Annotated in this window: 14 protein-coding genes; 3 read left to right on the forward strand and 11 right to left on the reverse strand. The window is 63.9% G+C overall.

Annotation, left to right across the window (positions count from 1 at the left end; all coding sequences use genetic code 11):
- The first annotated feature begins 211 nt into the window (after window positions 1-211).
- Complete coding sequence (locus CWS72_RS10620; protein ID WP_101250582.1) at window positions 212-1,645, forward strand: SLC13 family permease; 1,434 nt, start codon at window positions 212-214, stop codon at window positions 1,643-1,645.
- Window positions 1,646-1,762: 117 nt separating this feature from the next.
- Here the strand turns inward: CWS72_RS10620 and CWS72_RS10625 are convergent, their stop codons facing one another.
- From CWS72_RS10625 to CWS72_RS10675, 11 genes are all read right to left on the reverse strand, one after another.
- Entirely contained in the window at window positions 1,763-2,287 is a 525-nt protein-coding gene (locus CWS72_RS10625) for a chromate transporter (RefSeq protein ID WP_101250583.1), read from the reverse strand.
- A gap of 4 nt (window positions 2,288-2,291) precedes the next feature.
- A complete protein-coding gene (locus CWS72_RS10630) occupies window positions 2,292-2,861 on the reverse strand; it encodes a chromate transporter (RefSeq protein ID WP_101250584.1) in 570 nt (189 codons plus the stop codon).
- A 99-nt stretch (window positions 2,862-2,960) separates the two neighbouring features.
- The gene (locus CWS72_RS10635; protein WP_241911675.1) at window positions 2,961-3,284 is read right to left on the reverse strand and encodes a ferredoxin family protein; all 324 of its coding nucleotides are present in this window, start codon (window positions 3,282-3,284) and stop codon (window positions 2,961-2,963) included.
- Complete coding sequence (locus tag CWS72_RS10640) at window positions 3,275-4,579, reverse strand: FAD-dependent monooxygenase (RefSeq protein ID WP_101250585.1); 1,305 nt, start codon at window positions 4,577-4,579, stop codon at window positions 3,275-3,277. Before CWS72_RS10640 ends, CWS72_RS10635 begins: the two co-directional genes overlap by 10 nt.
- Before the next feature lie 16 nt (window positions 4,580-4,595).
- Window positions 4,596-5,699: an electron transfer flavoprotein subunit alpha/FixB family protein gene (locus CWS72_RS10645; protein WP_101250586.1), complete on the reverse strand. Its 1,104-nt coding sequence runs from the start codon at window positions 5,697-5,699 to the stop codon at window positions 4,596-4,598.
- A gap of 18 nt (window positions 5,700-5,717) precedes the next feature.
- Window positions 5,718-6,572: an electron transfer flavoprotein subunit beta/FixA family protein gene (locus tag CWS72_RS10650; protein ID WP_101250587.1), complete on the reverse strand. Its 855-nt coding sequence runs from the start codon at window positions 6,570-6,572 to the stop codon at window positions 5,718-5,720.
- A gap of 2 nt (window positions 6,573-6,574) precedes the next feature.
- A complete protein-coding gene (cysE, locus tag CWS72_RS10655; RefSeq protein WP_101250588.1) occupies window positions 6,575-7,345 on the reverse strand; it encodes a serine O-acetyltransferase in 771 nt (256 codons plus the stop codon).
- Window positions 7,346-7,358: 13 nt separating this feature from the next.
- Window positions 7,359-8,303 (reverse strand): beta/alpha barrel domain-containing protein, encoded by a 945-nt coding sequence (locus CWS72_RS10660; protein WP_158240590.1) that lies wholly within the window; start codon window positions 8,301-8,303, stop codon window positions 7,359-7,361.
- A 23-nt stretch (window positions 8,304-8,326) separates the two neighbouring features.
- Complete coding sequence (nifS, locus tag CWS72_RS10665) at window positions 8,327-9,529, reverse strand: cysteine desulfurase NifS (RefSeq protein ID WP_101250590.1); 1,203 nt, start codon at window positions 9,527-9,529, stop codon at window positions 8,327-8,329.
- Window positions 9,530-9,583: 54 nt separating this feature from the next.
- Window positions 9,584-10,498, reverse strand: a complete 915-nt coding sequence (nifU, locus tag CWS72_RS10670) for a Fe-S cluster assembly protein NifU (RefSeq protein WP_101250591.1) — start codon at window positions 10,496-10,498, stop codon at window positions 9,584-9,586.
- A gap of 15 nt (window positions 10,499-10,513) precedes the next feature.
- The gene (locus CWS72_RS10675; protein ID WP_101250592.1) at window positions 10,514-10,834 is read right to left on the reverse strand and encodes an iron-sulfur cluster assembly accessory protein; all 321 of its coding nucleotides are present in this window, start codon (window positions 10,832-10,834) and stop codon (window positions 10,514-10,516) included.
- Window positions 10,835-11,221: 387 nt separating this feature from the next.
- Here CWS72_RS10675 and nifA point away from each other — a divergent pair, with 387 nt between their 5' ends.
- Both nifA and nifB read left to right on the forward strand, forming a co-directional pair.
- The gene (gene nifA, locus CWS72_RS10680) at window positions 11,222-13,192 is read left to right on the forward strand and encodes a nif-specific transcriptional activator NifA (RefSeq protein ID WP_241911676.1); all 1,971 of its coding nucleotides are present in this window, start codon (window positions 11,222-11,224) and stop codon (window positions 13,190-13,192) included.
- Between the two features lie 574 nt (window positions 13,193-13,766).
- A complete protein-coding gene (gene nifB, locus CWS72_RS10685; protein ID WP_199175638.1) occupies window positions 13,767-15,263 on the forward strand; it encodes a nitrogenase cofactor biosynthesis protein NifB in 1,497 nt (498 codons plus the stop codon).
- The last annotated feature ends 45 nt before the right edge of the window (window positions 15,264-15,308 follow it).

The following is a 15,308-nucleotide window of genomic DNA, read 5'->3' on the forward strand; positions in this document are numbered from 1 at the left end:
ATCCGTGCAACGGAAAAAGGCCTGTGCAACGCCGTCCAGGCCAGCCATCGCGACCGACGGGCCTCTCCCTCAGGCCCGACCGGTGTGCCGCAATATTATGGAATATGATTCCATAATTGAATATTTGTCATAGTCAGCCGGCCACATTCCGGATAGCATTTCCATAATTTTCAACGGGCTTTGTGGAAGCCGATGAGGATTCGGAGCAGGCATGGCTGAGATTGCGTCCCCCGTCGGCGCGGTGTTTACCCGCCAGAACATCGGTATTCCCTTGGCCCTGATCGGTTCGGCGGCCGTCCTGGCCTTCGGCACGCCCGCCGGGTTGTCGCCGGAGGGTCATAAGGCTTTGGCGCTTTTCGTCGGGATTTTCATTCTGTTCCTGACCGAGGCCATTCCGCTGGCGATCACCGGGCTTCTCGTCGTGCCGGCCGGCGCCCTGCTGGGATTGGGCAGTGTCGGCGGCTTGCTGGCCGGCTTCGCCAGTTCCTCCATCTATATGATCGTGGGTGCCTATATTCTCGCCATCGCGATGGTGAAGACCAAACTGGCCGAGCGCATTACCTACGGCATCCTGGCCAATACCGGATGTTCGCCGTTGCGGATCACCTTGGGATTGACGCTCTCCAATATCGCCCTGGCCTTTCTCGTGCCGTCGTCCACGGCGCGGACGGCCATCCTGTTTCCGGTCTGCCTGTCCATCATCAATCTGTTCGAGTCGGAAAAGCGGTCCAATTTCGCCATTAATGTTCTGCTCAATCTGGCTTTCACCAATGCGACGATCGGGGCCGGCATTCTGACCGCGACGGTGCCCAACCCGGTCACGGTGGAGTTCATCGTCAAGGCGGGCGGGCCGTTGATCACCTATTCGGACTGGTTCCTCTACGGCTTTCCGCCCGCCCTGCTGATGACGTTTGCCACCTGGTGGGTTCTGCTGAGGATGTATCCGCCGGAGCCGATCGACGATGCCCGGGCCGGGGCGGTGATCGCCGAGGGGCTGCGCGCCTTGGGCCCGACGACCCATGCCGAATGGCGGACGCTCGCCGTCTTTGTCGCCGTCGTCTTCTTCTGGGCCACTCAGGCCTGGACCCGGCTGGACACCACGCTGGTCTGTCTGGCCGGCGCCTGCCTGCTGTTCCTTCCCAAGATCGGCGTCATCGACTGGAGCGACGCCAACAAGGGCGTGTCGTGGCAGCTTGTGCTGATTTGCGGCGGCGGGTTTTCATTGGGCGACGTCCTGATGAAAACCGGGGCGACGAAATGGCTGGCGATGTCCATTTTCAATCTGCTCGGATTGAGCAGCGTTTCGCCGATCTTCCTGATCATCATCATCATGGTGATCCTGGCCTATATGCATTTCATCTTCGTCGGAACCACGGTCATGGCCACCGCCCTGATGCCGCTGGTGATCGGCATCGCCGAGACGGCGGGGGTCCATCCGCTCGTCCTTCTTCTTCCCGCCGGCATGATCATCGGCGGCTATCCCCTGGTCATGTTCTACAGCACGCTGCCGAACATCATCGTCTATGGCAGCGGCAAGCTGCGGGCGAGCGATTTCATCATTCCCGGCTGCGTATTGTGCCTGCTCGCCTGTCTGGTCTATGCCGCCTGCGCGGCCAGCTATTGGCGCATGCTCGGGCTGTTCTGATACCAAGTCTCGATGAGGGCCCGCGCCATCGTTGGCGCGAAGCCAAAGGTTTCGGAGAAACCCGCCCGGCGATTGAGGGCTCGGTGATCGGTTCCGATCACCGAGAGTTGGTATGAGTCAGAACCACAGCAGGAAGGCGAGCGCGCCGCCGCCCAGCAGAACGAACGGGCTGAGGCGGGTGAACAGCAGCAGCGCCGTGGACAGCAGCGCCACCGCCCAGGCCAGCCATCCGCCTTCCGTCGAGCGCAAGAGGACGCAGGAGGTGGCGAGAATCATGCCGGCGGCAACGGGGGCGAGACCGATCTCGACGGCCATCTGCCATCGGGCGCCGCGATAGCGGGCCCAAAGTTTCGCCAACCCGTAGACCAGGAGCGAGGAGGGGACGAAAATACCGGCGGCGGCGGTGGCCGCTCCGGCCCAGCCCTGGACCTGCCAGCCGATCAACGCCGCCAACAGAGAACCCGGTCCGGGGGCCATCCGCGAGAGGGCGAACAGATTGAGAAATTGCGCATCGTTCATCCAGCCGTAAACCGTGACCGACTGTCGATGCATGTCGGCGATGACGCTCTGTCCGCCGCCCACCGAGAGGAAGGACAGGGGAACGAAGACCAGCAACAACTGGATGAGCGGATTGTCCTTCATCGGTCTAGCCAGCGTTTTTCAGGCGGTAGGCCGCGGCGGCGACACTGATCGGCGCCATCACGGCGACCACCGGCAGCAACGGAAACCCGAATACGAAAATGGCAAGAAAGGTCGCAGTCATGACGGCGGCCGAGACGAGCGAGCCTACCGCGCGTCTTGCCGCGCGGATGCCCATCTGCAGGGACAGGCCGATGGCCGCGGCGGCGACGCCCGCCAGGATGACGTGGGTGAGCGGAAAACGCGCCAACTGGTCGAAGACTGCAACGAGGCAGACGGCGACGACCATCGCGGGCACCACCATGCCGAAGGCTCCGGCCAGGGCTCCGGCGCCACCTCGCAGACGGTATCCCACCCAGATCGATAGATTGACGACATTGACGCCGGGGAAGGCCTGCGCCAGAGCGAGCCCGGTCAAGAACTCCTTCTCCGTCAGCCAGCGCTTGTTTTGCACGAACTCGCGCATCATCCATCCGCTCAGTCCTCCGCCAAAACTGGTGAGGCTGATCTTGGTGAAGGTCGAGAATATCTGCCACAGGCCGAGATGAGGCTCGGGCTTGGCCGCGTCTGGCTCCATGGGGCTCCCTCGAAACGGGGCGGCCGATATATCCCGGCCCGTTCCAAGGCAACCTAGCTCAATAGGCCGCCCGCTGGAAAGCGGAAGGCGCAAAATGGATCATCCGAACTTGTAGAGCACCCCGAAGCCGCCGCGCGGATAGTTCCATTCGATGTCGCCGGACTCGCCGCACAGCACCCGGCAGGTGCCGCATTCCATGCAACCGTCGGAAGCGATCTCGACCTGGCCGCCGTCGGCCTGGCTGTAGCAGCCGGCCGGGCAGATCCGGGTCAGCGCCAGCAGCGCGGCGGAGGGTGTGTCATGGGGGCGCACCGTGATATGCGGCCGCCCCGCGTCCACCAGATAGCGGTTGTAGAACAGTTTTTCCTCGACCTTGACGGCCGTTTGGGCGGCCGCGCCCATCTCCAATTTCGTCATCGCCATGCCCTCGCCATCTTGAATGCATCGCCGAGAAGGCCCGACAGGGTCCGTCCCTTGCGGAAGGAGGTCAAAATCTCTTTTTCCTTGGTGAGCTTGTCTTTGCCGTCGACGCGGAACCAGTTCTGCGCCGCCTTGCTGACGAGGCGCGGATAGAGATCGAAGAGGTGCCGGTTGCCGTGCAGGAAGGACGGGATGTCCTTGTATTTCTTCATATCCTTCATGACGAAGCAGTCTTCGAGACGTTTCGTGTAGGCGCGCAGATTGGCCTTGCTGCAAGGCACGCCCCGTTGCTTCAGATCGGCCACGGTTTCGGCGGCGAGACGTCCGGTGGTCATCGCCAGGTTGGACCCCTCGCGGTGCACCGCATTGACGAAATGTCCGGCATCGCCGACGACGATCCAGCCGTCGCCGAACAACTCCGGCATCGCCTTTAATCCCCCTTCCGGAATGAGGTGGGCGGCGTATTCCTTGATTTCGGATCCGGCCAGCAGGGGTTTGACGCTGGGATGGTTCTTGAACGCCTCCAGCAGCCCCGCCGGAGACCGGCCGGTCTGGGCCAGATCCGAAACCAGGCAGCCGATGCCCACGGAAAGGGATTCGTTGTTGGTATAGATGAAGGCGGTGCCGGTCATCCCTTCGGTGATGGTGCCCATGCCTTCGATGACCACCCCTTCCCCGCCCTTCAGATTGAAGCGGGCGTCGATGACGTCCTTGGGCAGGAAATGCATCTCCTTGACGGCCAGCGCCACGCTTTCCGGCTGCAATTCCTCGCGCAGCTTCGAGCGCCGGCCGACCAGTCCGTTCACGCCCTCGGCCAGGATCACCACATCGGCGTAAACGGTGCCGTTGTCGCGGTCGGTGGCGACGCCGATCACCCGGCCGCTTTCGTCGCGCAGCAGTTCCGTCACCGTGGTTTCGCATAAGAGGACGGCCCCGGCGTCGCGGACCTGCTGGCTGAACCATTTGTCGAACTGGGCGCGCAGGATGGTATAGCGGCTGGGCCGGTCCTCGTTGAAGTCCTCGGACCGGTAATGCATGCCGACATAGGAGCTGTCGTCGAGCATCCACAGACGTTGCTCGATGATATGGCGCTCCAGGGGCGCGCTCTCGCGGAAGTCGGGAATGATCTCCTCCAGCGCTTTGGCGTAGAGAATGGCTCCCTGGACGTTTTTCGAGCCGGGATATTCGCCGCGTTCAAGCTGCAGGACGTTCAGGCCCTTCCTGGCCAGCGTATAGGCGGCGGCATTGCCCGAGGGCCCCGCGCCGACGACGATGGCGTCGAACTTTTCCTGGCTCATCTGGGTGTCCTCCTTCTCAACTGGCCGCACGATTGATTGACAGGCGTTGCCGGAACGCCTCGGTCAGGGCCGGCAGCAGGCTCACCGCGTCGGCGACGATGCCCAGATGGGCAAAATCGAAGATCGGGGCGTTGGCATCGGTGTTGATGGCCAGGATCAGATCCGCGCCTTCGACCCCCACCCGATGCTGGACGGCGCCCGAGATGCCGGCGGCGATATAGAGCTTGGGCCTGATGGTCTTGCCGGTCTGGCCGATCTGCCGGTCGGCCTCGATCCAGCCCTTTTGGACCAGCGGGCGCGAGCCGCCGTAATCGCCGCCCAACACTTCGGCCAGTTCCTTGACCAGGCGGAGGTTCTCGGGAGTCCTGAGGCCCAATCCGCCGGCGACGACGATGTCGGCATAGGCCAGTTGCGCCTTGTCGGAGTCGCGGTCGGGCACGAAGCGCAGCACCTTGGTGACGATGTCCTCCTCGGCCATCGACAGCGAATGATCGGCGATGCGGCCGATGCGGCCGGCCTGGCGTTCCGGCATCGGCATGACGCGGGGACGCACGGTGGCCATCTGGGGGCGGAAATTCAGGGTGTGGATGGTGCACATCAGCGAGCCGCCGAAGGTCGGGCGGGTCGCCGCCAGTGACCGCTCGTCGTCGATGGCGAGCGCCGTGCAGTCGGCGGTCAGCCCGGTCAGCAATGTCGTGGCCACCGAACCGGCGAGGTCGCGGCCGAGCGTCGTCGCCCCCAGCAGCAGAACCTCGGGCTTGTAGGTGTTGACCAGATCGGTCATCGCCTTGGTGAAGGGTTCGTTCCGGTAATGGGCAAGTATGGGATCGGCCACCCGATAGACGAGATCCGCGCCATATTCGAAGCAGGAGAGGGCCGCCTCATGCAAGGCCTCGGCCTCGGCGCCGATCACCACGCCGGCCAGCTCGACGTCCAGCTTATCGGCCAGTTTTCGTCCTTCGCCCAGCAGTTCGAGGGAGACGGGATGGATGTTTCCCCGCTCATATTCGATGAACACCCAGACATGCCGATACGCTTTGAAGTGCTCGGGCAGCTCCTTCTTCATGGAACTGCGTCCGGCTGCGGCTGCGGGGGGCGATGGCTTGGCTGCGTCGCTCATGCTTCGAGGCCTCTTCTGTCAGGAGTGGCGCGCCAGCCGCAGGAGATCGCTTTCGATTCCCGGCTGACGTGCGAAGATCGCGGCGATGACGGCATCGGCCTGGGTGCGGACCGGCCCGGCGGCGGTTTCGATGATCTGCGCCTTTTCGGCACGCGGTTTCGGCGCGAAGACGTGTTTGACCACGGTCGGCGACCCGCGCAGTCCGCATTTGGCCGTGTCCTCGACACCGGCCTCGGCGGCGCCCCAGCGCACCACTTCGGCGCGGGCGGCGCGCAGGGCGCTGTCGAGCGATCCGCGGCGCAGCTCGTTGGTGCCCTCCAGCATGGTGATGAGGACGGGCAGCCGGCTTTGCAGCACCTGCAGGCCGCCCTCGGCGCGCCGCTCGACGGTGATGGCGCGGCTTTCCGGATCGAGGCTGTCGATTTTCGCCACATAGGTCAGTTGGTTGAACCGCAGCCGCTTGGCGATGCCGGGGCCGACCTGCGCCGTGTCGCCGTCGATGGTCTGCTTGCCGGTGAAGACGATGTCGGGCGGGCCCCAGGTTTCTCCGATCTTGCCGATGGCGGTGGCCAGGGCGAAGCTGGTGGCCAGGGTGTCGGAGCCGGCGAAGCAGCGGTCGGTCAGCAGGACGGCGCGGTCGGCGCCCAGGGTGAGGGCCTTGCGCATGGTGTCCTCGGCCATCGGCGGGCCCATGGTGAGAATGGTCACCGTGCCGCCCGCCTGATCCCGCCAGCGCAGCGCCTCTTCCAGGGCGAACAGGTCGTAGGGGTTGATGATCGACGGCACCCCCTGGCGCATGATGGTGTTGGTTACCGGATGAACGCGGATCTGCGCGCTGTCGGGAACCTGTTTGATGCAGACGACGATATGCATGCTCATTCTCCCTCGACCGGCCGGGGCTGAAACCCGTCCGGCGTTTCCTGTCGCTTTACCTGTTGCTGCAGATGGGTGACGCGGGCTTCCAGGAAGCCGATGCGGTCGAGTAGCACACTGATGGCGTCGCCCACCGGATCGGGGATCAGGTGATGTTCGAGATCGATCCGCCCATCGATGCGCCGCCGGTTGGCGGGATCGCGGACCACCTTGCCGGGAATGCCGATCACCGTCATGCCGGGAGGGACGTCGGCGATGACCACGGAATTGGCGCCGACGCGGGCACGGGTGCCGACGGTGATGGGGCCCAGGATCTTCGCCCCGGCGCCGACCAATACGCCGTTCTCCAGGGTCGGATGCCGCTTTCCGCCCGACCAGGTGGTGCCGCCCAGGGTCACGCCGTGATAGAGGGTGACGTCGTCGCCGATTTCGGCGGTTTCGCCGATCACCACGCCGGCCCCGTGATCGATGAAGAAACGCTGCCCGATGGTGGCCCCGGGATGAATATCGACATTGGTCGCCAGCCGGGCGAACCAGGACAGCAGGCGGGCGGGGAAGCCGAGGCCGGTCCCCCACAGGACGTGGGCCAGACGATGCAGAACCACCGCATGGACGCCCGGATAGGTACAGATGACTTCGATGGTCGAGCGGGCCGCCGGATCGCGGGCCTTGACGCAGGCGACGTCGCCGGCGATCAGGGCGCGGAGGCCAGGGCGGAGCCGCGTGGCCGCGTCGATCAGCGGTTGGTCGTTCGTGTCGGACAAGACGGCCATGGCCGATCCCCCCCTAACCGAGGGCGGCGAATTGGGGAGCCGGCCGGACCCAGACATATCGGCCGGCTTCGCTCAACACGTCGAGATCGGGCGTGCGCATGACCCAGTCCGCCGAAAGTTCGGCCGCCGGCCACGCCGCCTTCGGCCGGCGACCGCCGGGGCGGAGCGACAGGACGCGGTCGGCCAAGGCGGCCATCTGCGCCTTGCGCCCCGTTTGACGGCGCCCGTCCAGGGGCAGGAGCGTTTCCATCACCTCGTCGAGGGGGGCGGTTCCGCCGGGGCCGCCGAGGCCGAGGACGGAGGCGCAGGCATGGGTGGCGCCCCCCCTGACGGCGGCGACGGTATTGGCGGCGGCCATGCCGCGCGCGTCGGAACCGTGAAACTCCAGCTCCATGTCGGTTTCGGCGCAAAGATGGCGGAAGATGGCGTGCGTGGAGAAGGGATCGAGCGCCGCGGAGGAGTCGCTGACGCGGAAGCGGCGGGCCCCGTTTTCCCAGGCGACGATCATCGCCGCGCAGACATAGTCGATCTCGGCCCGGCCGGCGTCCTCGCCGCCGAGGGTGACGGCCATGCCCAGCCCCCGGGCGTAGCGGACCACCCGGCGGATGTCCGACAGGACGGCGATCCGATCGCTCTCCCGCGCCGCCCGGATGGCGCTTTCCGACAAAGGCGCGGCGAGATGCACGGCACTCAGTCCGGTTGCCCGGGCGGCGTCCACGTCCGCCTCGGCCAGCCGGCAACAGGCGATGGCCCGATCCCGACCGATCGCCGCGGCAATGGCCGTGGCGGCCTCGGCTTCGGCTGGACCGTCGGCGGGCCGCCCGACGCTTATCTCCTGGGCGCCGACGGCGGTGATGGCGCGGGCGACGGCTCGTCGCGCCTCGATGGAAAGCGATGGGCTGCCCAGGCCGAGAGTCAGGTCGTGGATGGCGGTGGGAGGCAGGGAAACGGGACGCATGGCGATCTCCTTTGGTCCGCGCATCAGGCGTAGGTCGGATTGAAGTCGGCGGATGCCTGGCCGTCACCTTGCCAGAAGGGCGACATGGCCCGCAGATTGGCGATGATCCCCGGCACCGCCGCCAGCACCTGCTCGACGTCCTGCTCGGTGTTCTCCCGCGAGAAGGAGAAACGGATCGCTCCATGCGCCGCCGTGTAGGGAATGTTCATGGCGCGCAGCACATGCGACGGTTCCAGCGAGCCCGATGTGCAGGCCGAGCCCGAGGAGGCGGCGATGCCCTCCTTGTTGAGCAGCAGAAGGATCGCCTCGCCCTCAATGCATTCGAAGGCGATGTTGCTGGTGTTGGGCAGGCGGTTGTCGACATCGCCGGTCACCATGCAATTGCCGACGCTGGCCAGGATGCCGGCCTCCAGCCGATCGCGCAGCGCCTTGACCCTTGTCTGTTCGTCGTTCATCGAAAGCGCCGCCAGTTCGGCCGCCTTGCCGAGCCCGACCACCGCCGGAATGTTTTCCGTCCCCGCCCGCCGTCCGCGTTCCTGATGGCCGCCGCGAACGAAGGGACGCAGGCGGACGCCGCGGCGCACATAGAGCGCGCCGATGCCCTTGGGGGCGTGCAGCTTATGGCCGGACAGCGACAGCATGTCGATTTCGGTCTTGGCCAGCGTCATCGGAATTTTGCCGACCGCCTGGACCGCGTCGGTGTGGAACAGGGCGCCGGCCTCATGGGCCAGTTCGGCCAGCGTTTCCACGGGAAACACGGTGCCGGTCTCGTTGTTCGCCCACATCACCGAAGCGATGGCTGTGCGCGACGACAAGGCTTTGCGATAGGCCTCGATGTCGAGACAACCCCGTGAATCGACGCCGATACGGTGGATTTTGACGCCGCGACTTTTCTCGAGATGGTCGCAGAGCGACAGGATGGCAGGATGTTCGACGGAGGTGGTGATGATCTCGTCACGCCCGGCCTGGGTCTCCAGCGCCGATAGCAGCGCGGTGTTGTCGGATTCGGTGCCACCCGAGGTGAAGATGATCTCGTGATCGAATTCGGCGCCCAACAGGGATTGCACCTGCTGGCGGGCGGTTTTCAGGGCGCCGCCGACCGCCGCGCCGAAGGCGTGCATCGAAGAGGCGTTGCCGAAATGCTCGGTGAAGAAGGGCAGCATGGCCGCCACCACCTGGGGATCGACGCGGGTCGTCGCATTGTTGTCGAGATAGACCGGCCGCATGGCTGTCTCCTTTATCTCTTCATAAAAGGCGCGCGGTGCGCGCGCCCGGGGTCGTCAATGTCCGGCGGGAACGGGAACCACCCGCAAAGGCCGGCCCAGTTTTTCGATCAGCCGCTGCTGGATGCCGTCGATGGTGACGCTGGCCAACTGGCAGCCGGTGCAGGCTCCGGTCAGCTTGACCGTGACCAGATCGTCCTCGATGTCGATCAGTTCGCAATCGCCGCCGTCACGCTTCAATACCGGCCGCAGTTCCTCGATCGCTTCTTCGATCAGGCGAAGGCGCTGGAGGGTGGTCAGCTTGCCGGGCGCCGCCGGCTGGACGGCCTTGGGCCGCGGGGCCATGCGGGCGGCGGCGGCGGGGTCGAAGGCTTCGCTTTCCGCCAGCAGCCCTTCCTCCACCATCGCGCGGTTCACCCGCGCCAGGACGTCCTCGACCTTTTCGGCGCAGGTGCCGCAACTGCCGGTGACCTTGGTGTAATGGGCGACCTGTTCGATGCTGGTCAGGCGGTTCATGCGGATCGCCCGGTCGATGATGCCCTCGTCGATGCCGAAGCATTTGCAGATCAGGGCGCCTTCCTCATGGTCATCCTCCCAGGTCTCGCCCCGGTAGTTGGCGACCGCGGCGCGCAACGCCTCGTAACCCATGACCGAGCAATGCATCTTCTCCGGCGGAAGGCCGCCCAGGAAATCGGCGATGTCCTGATTGGTGATGGTCATCGCCTCGGCCAGAGTCTTGCCGATGATCAGCTCGGTCAGCGCCGAGGAGGAGGCAATGGCCGAGCCGCAGCCGAACGTCTGGAACCGGGCGTCGGTGATGACCTCGCTGGCGGGATCGATCTTCAGCATCAGGCGGAGCGCGTCCCCGCAGGACATGGCGCCCACTTCGCCGACGGCGGTGGCGTCGGTCAGGGGGCCGGCATTCTTCGGGCTGAAGAAGTATTCTTTGACTTTGTCGCTGTATTCCCACATGGCGGCCTCCCCTGATCAGCCGAACGATTTGCCGCAAGAGCAGCGCGATTGGGCGTTGGGATTGTCGAAGGTGAAGCCGGAGCCCTCGATGGCCGTCACGAAGTCGACGGTGGTCCCGGTGAGGTGATCCTGGCTGACCGGATCGACGAAAATCTTCACGCCGTCCTTTTCGATGGCGATGTCTTCGGGCAGGGCTTCGGAAACCAGCCCCATCACATATTTGAATCCCGCGCAGCCACCCGTCTCGACGGCGATGCGAAGACCTTCGACTGGTTCCGGCGCACCGGCGATCGCGGAACGGACTGCATTGATGGCACCGTCGGTCAATTGGATCATGGTTTCGCCTCGAACAGTTTGCGGTTGCGAGATGCAAGGCTGTATAAGCAAAGGCTGTGCCACTCAGTAACGCGTTGATTTTCAACGATATGACAAAAAATTTGTCTGTTTTGTCGTTTTGTCGCGATTTGGTCGGATCGCGACAAAACGATCCTCGCGCCACAACCGCCGAGAAATGTTTTTCTCGGCAGAAAACCATCGACCATTCGACGGAGCGTTGCCTCCGTGATGCGGGAAAGTCTTTTTATATCAGCTAGTTGTGGTGATCTATTGGAGGTGGGTACGCCCGGTGGATGGCCGGTGGCTATGGCTGAAGACCAGGGTGGCCCGCCATGGCATGCACTTTGCTCTCATTATAAAGAATCTCTCGATCCAAGGAGGGCGGTGATGGCTGGAATCGCAGTGCAGCGCGACAAATTGGCGCTGAGCGGCGTTTACGAGATTTCGAAACTGCTGTCCTCGCCGGCGCGTCTCGAGGCCAAGCTTTCCGGCGTGCTGTCCCTGCTTTCGAGTTTTCTCGACATGCGCCATGGGTTGGTCGCGCTGCTGCGTCCCGACGGCACGCCGGAGACTGTGATCGGGTCCGGCTGGCGGGAAGCCGCGGCAAAACGGACGCTGGACGAGGTGCCGGAGCAGGCCATCGGGCAGATCGTCACCACCCGGATGCCGTTGGTCATCCGCAACGTCGCCAACGATCCGCTGTTCGCCGACTGGCCCCCGGCCGAGCAGACGGTGGACGGCACCATCTGTTCCTTCATCGGCGTGCCGATCAAGAGCGAGGAACAGGTCTCCGGAACGCTCACCATCGATCGCATCGGCGACAGCCAATCCCAGATCTGGCTCGATGAGGATGTGCGATTCCTGACAATGGTCGCCAATCTGATTGGACAATCCGCACAATTGCACGCGGTGGTCGCTCGCGACCGCGAACGGCTGATTCTTGAACAGCATCGTCTGGCCAAGGCGCTCTCCGACACGTTGCCCGACCGCAAGGCCACCAAGATCAAGGGAATCGTCGGCGACAGTCCGGCCATCCGCGATGTGCTGGACAAGGTGGGCATCGTGGCGCGCACCAATTCGACGGTGCTGCTCTACGGCGAATCGGGAACCGGCAAGGAACTGTTCGCCCGGGCCATTCACGATCTGTCGCGCCGCAAGGATGGTCCCTTCATCAAATTGAATTGTGCCGTCCTGCCCGAAGGCGTGCTCGAATCCGAATTGTTCGGCCATGAGAAGGGGGCCTTCACCGGTGCCGTGTCACTGCGCAAGGGGCGTTTCGAACTGGCCGATGGCGGCACCTTGTTCCTCGACGAGATCGGCGAGATCTCTCCCGCCTTTCAGGCTAAGCTGCTGCGCGTGCTGCAGGAGGGAGAGTTCGAGCGGGTGGGCGGTGCCAAGACCCTCAAGGTCGATGTCCGGCTGGTATGCGCCACCAACCGCAATCTCGTCGACATGGTGTCGCAGGCCAGCTTCCGGGCCGACCTCTATTACCGCATCGCGGTGGTGAACATCACCCTGCCGCCCTTGCGCGACAGGCCGGGCGACATCCCCCTGCTGGCCAATGAATTCCTGGTCCGTTTCAACAAGGAGAACGGCACCAAGCTTACCCTCGAGCAGGCCGGGTTGGCGGTTCTCGCCGCCTGCCATTTTCCCGGCAATGTGCGCGAATTGGAGAACTGCATCCGCCGCACCGCCACTTTCGCCAGCGGGCAAAGCATCGGGGATCTGGATTTCGCCTGTCGCAACGACGTCTGTCTGTCGGCGACCTTGTGGAAGGGGCCGGCCAAGGAGCCGGAGCAAAGGCCGGGGTTCACCCCGCTTCCGGTGCTCGATCGTGCCTCGGTTCCCTTTTCGCCCGAGGCCCCCCGGCGAACCGTGCCCTCGAAATTGATCCGCCCGCCGCGACCGGCCTCGGCGGGACCGATATCGGGCGGCGTCGACGAAGCCGCTCCCGCCGCCATGCCTGTATCCGGGGATGAGCCGGTGGAGTTTCCGGGGGCGTCGTCGGACGAGCGATCGGAACGCGACAGCCTGATCTCGGCGCTCGAAGCGTCGGGCGGCGTCAAGGCCAAGGCCGCCCGCCTGCTGGGGGTCACGCCACGCCAGATCGGTTACGCCTTGCGCAAACACAATATCGCCGTCCATCGTCTGCGCTTCTCTCCCGCCGCCATCGGCGGGGAGGAAGAGCCCGCCCCCAGCGTCGAGGCGGCGGGGGAAATCTCGGAACGGGACAACCTGATCCAGGTGATGGAGTCGTCGGGCTGGGTGAAGGCCAAAGCCGCCCGGCTTCTGGGCGTCACCACCCGCCAGATCGGCTATGCCCTGCAAAAGCACGATATCAAGGTCCGGAAATTTTAAGTCGGGGCGGAACGCCCATAAGCACTGGATAAGAAAAATATTTTCTCTTCCACACGGGGGCTCCGAATCCAGCTCCCTATTTTGTTGACCTGAACGTGCCGAGGTTATCTGCGCCTATCTGTGTTCATCTGTGTTTATCTGTGCTCCTTTGGCACAAGGGCCGGTATGGGCAATGCCTTCGGGAGCTACCCTCGGAATGATCCGCCACAATCGATCAGAGGAAACACAGATCAGCACAGATGAACGCAGATGAGCACAGATGTGGGATTGGCAAATGACGTTATCGGCTCCTCCCGTGGGTTGTCCGGATTGTTCCGCCAAAACCGCCCATGTCTCTTTTCAAACAGTGGTGACAAACCCCGCCGTCTGTCCGCATTGTTCGTTCTGAAATGACGGGTATTCCTTTCTAAAACAGTAACTTAGTTATTTGGCATGCGGCGTGCAAAGAACGCTGTCGTTAAGGAGCTTGAGCCGATGGACGGCCCGCCCCACCGATAAGCGAGGACCCGACATGCAACAGTCAGAAGAGCTTTCAGGCGGCATCGACGCGGGGTCACAGCCACTCGATGAGTTGATGCAGAAAATCGCCGACCATAAGGGATGCGGTTCCAGCGGCGGTGGAGGGAAGTCGAGTTGCGGCTCCAGCGCCGGTCAGGGCGATCTGGCCCCGGAAATCTGGGAAAAGGTCAAGAACCATCCCTGCTACAGCGAAGAGGCCCATCACCATTACGCCCGCATGCATGTGGCGGTGGCGCCGGCCTGCAATATCCAGTGCAACTACTGTAACCGGAAATACGATTGCGCCAATGAATCGCGCCCCGGCGTGGTCAGCGAAAAGCTGACCCCCGAACAGGCGGCGAAGAAGGTTCTGGCGGTGGCCTCCACCATTCCGCAGATGACCGTGCTGGGCATCGCCGGTCCGGGCGATCCCCTGGCCAATCCGGAAAAGACCTTTAAAACCTTCCAACTGATCTCGGAAACCGCGCCGGACATCAAATTGTGTCTGTCGACCAATGGATTGGCCTTGCCCGATCACGTCGACACCATCAAGGCCTTCAACGTCGATCACGTCACCATCACCATCAACATGGTTGATCCCGACATCGGCGCCGAGATCTATCCCTGGGTGTTCTTCAACCACAAGCGCTACACCGGCCGCGACGCGGCGAAGATCCTGACCGAGCGCCAGTTGCAGGGCCTGGAGATGCTGACCGAGCGCGGCATCCTCTGCAAGGTCAACTCGGTGATGATTCCCGGCGTCAACGACGCCCATCTGGTCGAGGTGAACAAGGCGGTCAAATCCCGTGGCGCCTTCCTGCACAACATCATGCCGCTGATTTCGGCGCCCGAACATGGCACGGTCTTCGGCCTGAACGGACAGCGCGGCCCGACGGCGCAGGAATTGAAGGCGCTGCAGGATTCCTGCGAGGGCGAGATGAATATGATGCGCCATTGCCGGCAGTGCCGCGCCGATGCCGTCGGTCTGTTGGGCGAGGACCGCTCGGCGGAATTCACCACCGAAAAGATCATGACGATGGACGTGAAATACGACTCCGAAACCCGCAAGGCCTATCAGCAGAAGGTCGAGCAGGAGCGCCAGGCGACGGTGGCGGCGAAGAACCTCGAACTGGCCACCCTTGCCGGCGAACGGAGCGACATCAAGATTCTGATCGCCGTGGCGACCAAGGGCGGCGGGCGCATCAACGAGCATTTCGGCCATGCCAAGGAATTCCAGGTCTACGAGGTCGGCACCGACGGCGCCAAGTTCGTCGGCCATCGCCGGGTCGATCTTTACTGCCAGGGCGGCTATGGCGAAGAGGACAGCATCGAGACGATCATCCGCGCGCTGAACGACTGCACGGCGGTGTTCGTCGCCAAGATCGGCCATTGTCCGAAAGACAGCCTGGCGGAAGCCGGAATCGAGCCGGTCGATCGGTATGCCCTCGAATATATCGAGCAGTCGGCCATCAGCTACTACAAGGAGTATCTGGACCGCGTTCGCGACGGCGAGGTCACCCATGTCGCACGCGGCGACGCCGACATCCGCCAGGGGGCGTTCATTTCAGCCTGAACACTGTTATCCGGGGCGGATCGTCCGTCCCGGATCTTGCCGCCG

Origin of the sequence: Telmatospirillum siberiense, from assembly GCF_002845745.1 — a bacterium.
In the GTDB taxonomy this organism is placed as follows: domain Bacteria; phylum Pseudomonadota; class Alphaproteobacteria; order Rhodospirillales; family Magnetospirillaceae; genus Telmatospirillum; species Telmatospirillum siberiense.

Coding starts and splice junctions, on each gene's coding strand:
- CWS72_RS10660 (WP_158240590.1), bottom strand. CDS start 8,303: ATGCGTCCCGTTTCCCTGCCTCCCACCGCCATCCACGACCTGACTCTC.
- CWS72_RS10630 (WP_101250584.1), bottom strand. CDS start 2,861: ATGGAGCCAGACGCGGCCAAGCCCGAGCCTCATCTCGGCCTGTGGCAG.
- CWS72_RS10620 (WP_101250582.1), top strand. CDS start 212: ATGGCTGAGATTGCGTCCCCCGTCGGCGCGGTGTTTACCCGCCAGAAC.
- CWS72_RS10675 (WP_101250592.1), bottom strand. CDS start 10,834: ATGATCCAATTGACCGACGGTGCCATCAATGCAGTCCGTTCCGCGATC.
- nifA (WP_241911676.1), top strand. CDS start 11,222: ATGGCTGGAATCGCAGTGCAGCGCGACAAATTGGCGCTGAGCGGCGTT.
- nifB (WP_199175638.1), top strand. CDS start 13,767: ATGCAGAAAATCGCCGACCATAAGGGATGCGGTTCCAGCGGCGGTGGA.
- CWS72_RS10645 (WP_101250586.1), bottom strand. CDS start 5,699: ATGAGCGACGCAGCCAAGCCATCGCCCCCCGCAGCCGCAGCCGGACGC.
- cysE (WP_101250588.1), bottom strand. CDS start 7,345: ATGGCCGTCTTGTCCGACACGAACGACCAACCGCTGATCGACGCGGCC.
- CWS72_RS10650 (WP_101250587.1), bottom strand. CDS start 6,572: ATGCATATCGTCGTCTGCATCAAACAGGTTCCCGACAGCGCGCAGATC.
- CWS72_RS10635 (WP_241911675.1), bottom strand. CDS start 3,284: ATGGCGATGACGAAATTGGAGATGGGCGCGGCCGCCCAAACGGCCGTC.
- nifS (WP_101250590.1), bottom strand. CDS start 9,529: ATGCGGCCGGTCTATCTCGACAACAATGCGACGACCCGCGTCGATCCC.
- nifU (WP_101250591.1), bottom strand. CDS start 10,498: ATGTGGGAATACAGCGACAAAGTCAAAGAATACTTCTTCAGCCCGAAG.
- CWS72_RS10640 (WP_101250585.1), bottom strand. CDS start 4,579: ATGAGCCAGGAAAAGTTCGACGCCATCGTCGTCGGCGCGGGGCCCTCG.
- CWS72_RS10625 (WP_101250583.1), bottom strand. CDS start 2,287: ATGAAGGACAATCCGCTCATCCAGTTGTTGCTGGTCTTCGTTCCCCTG.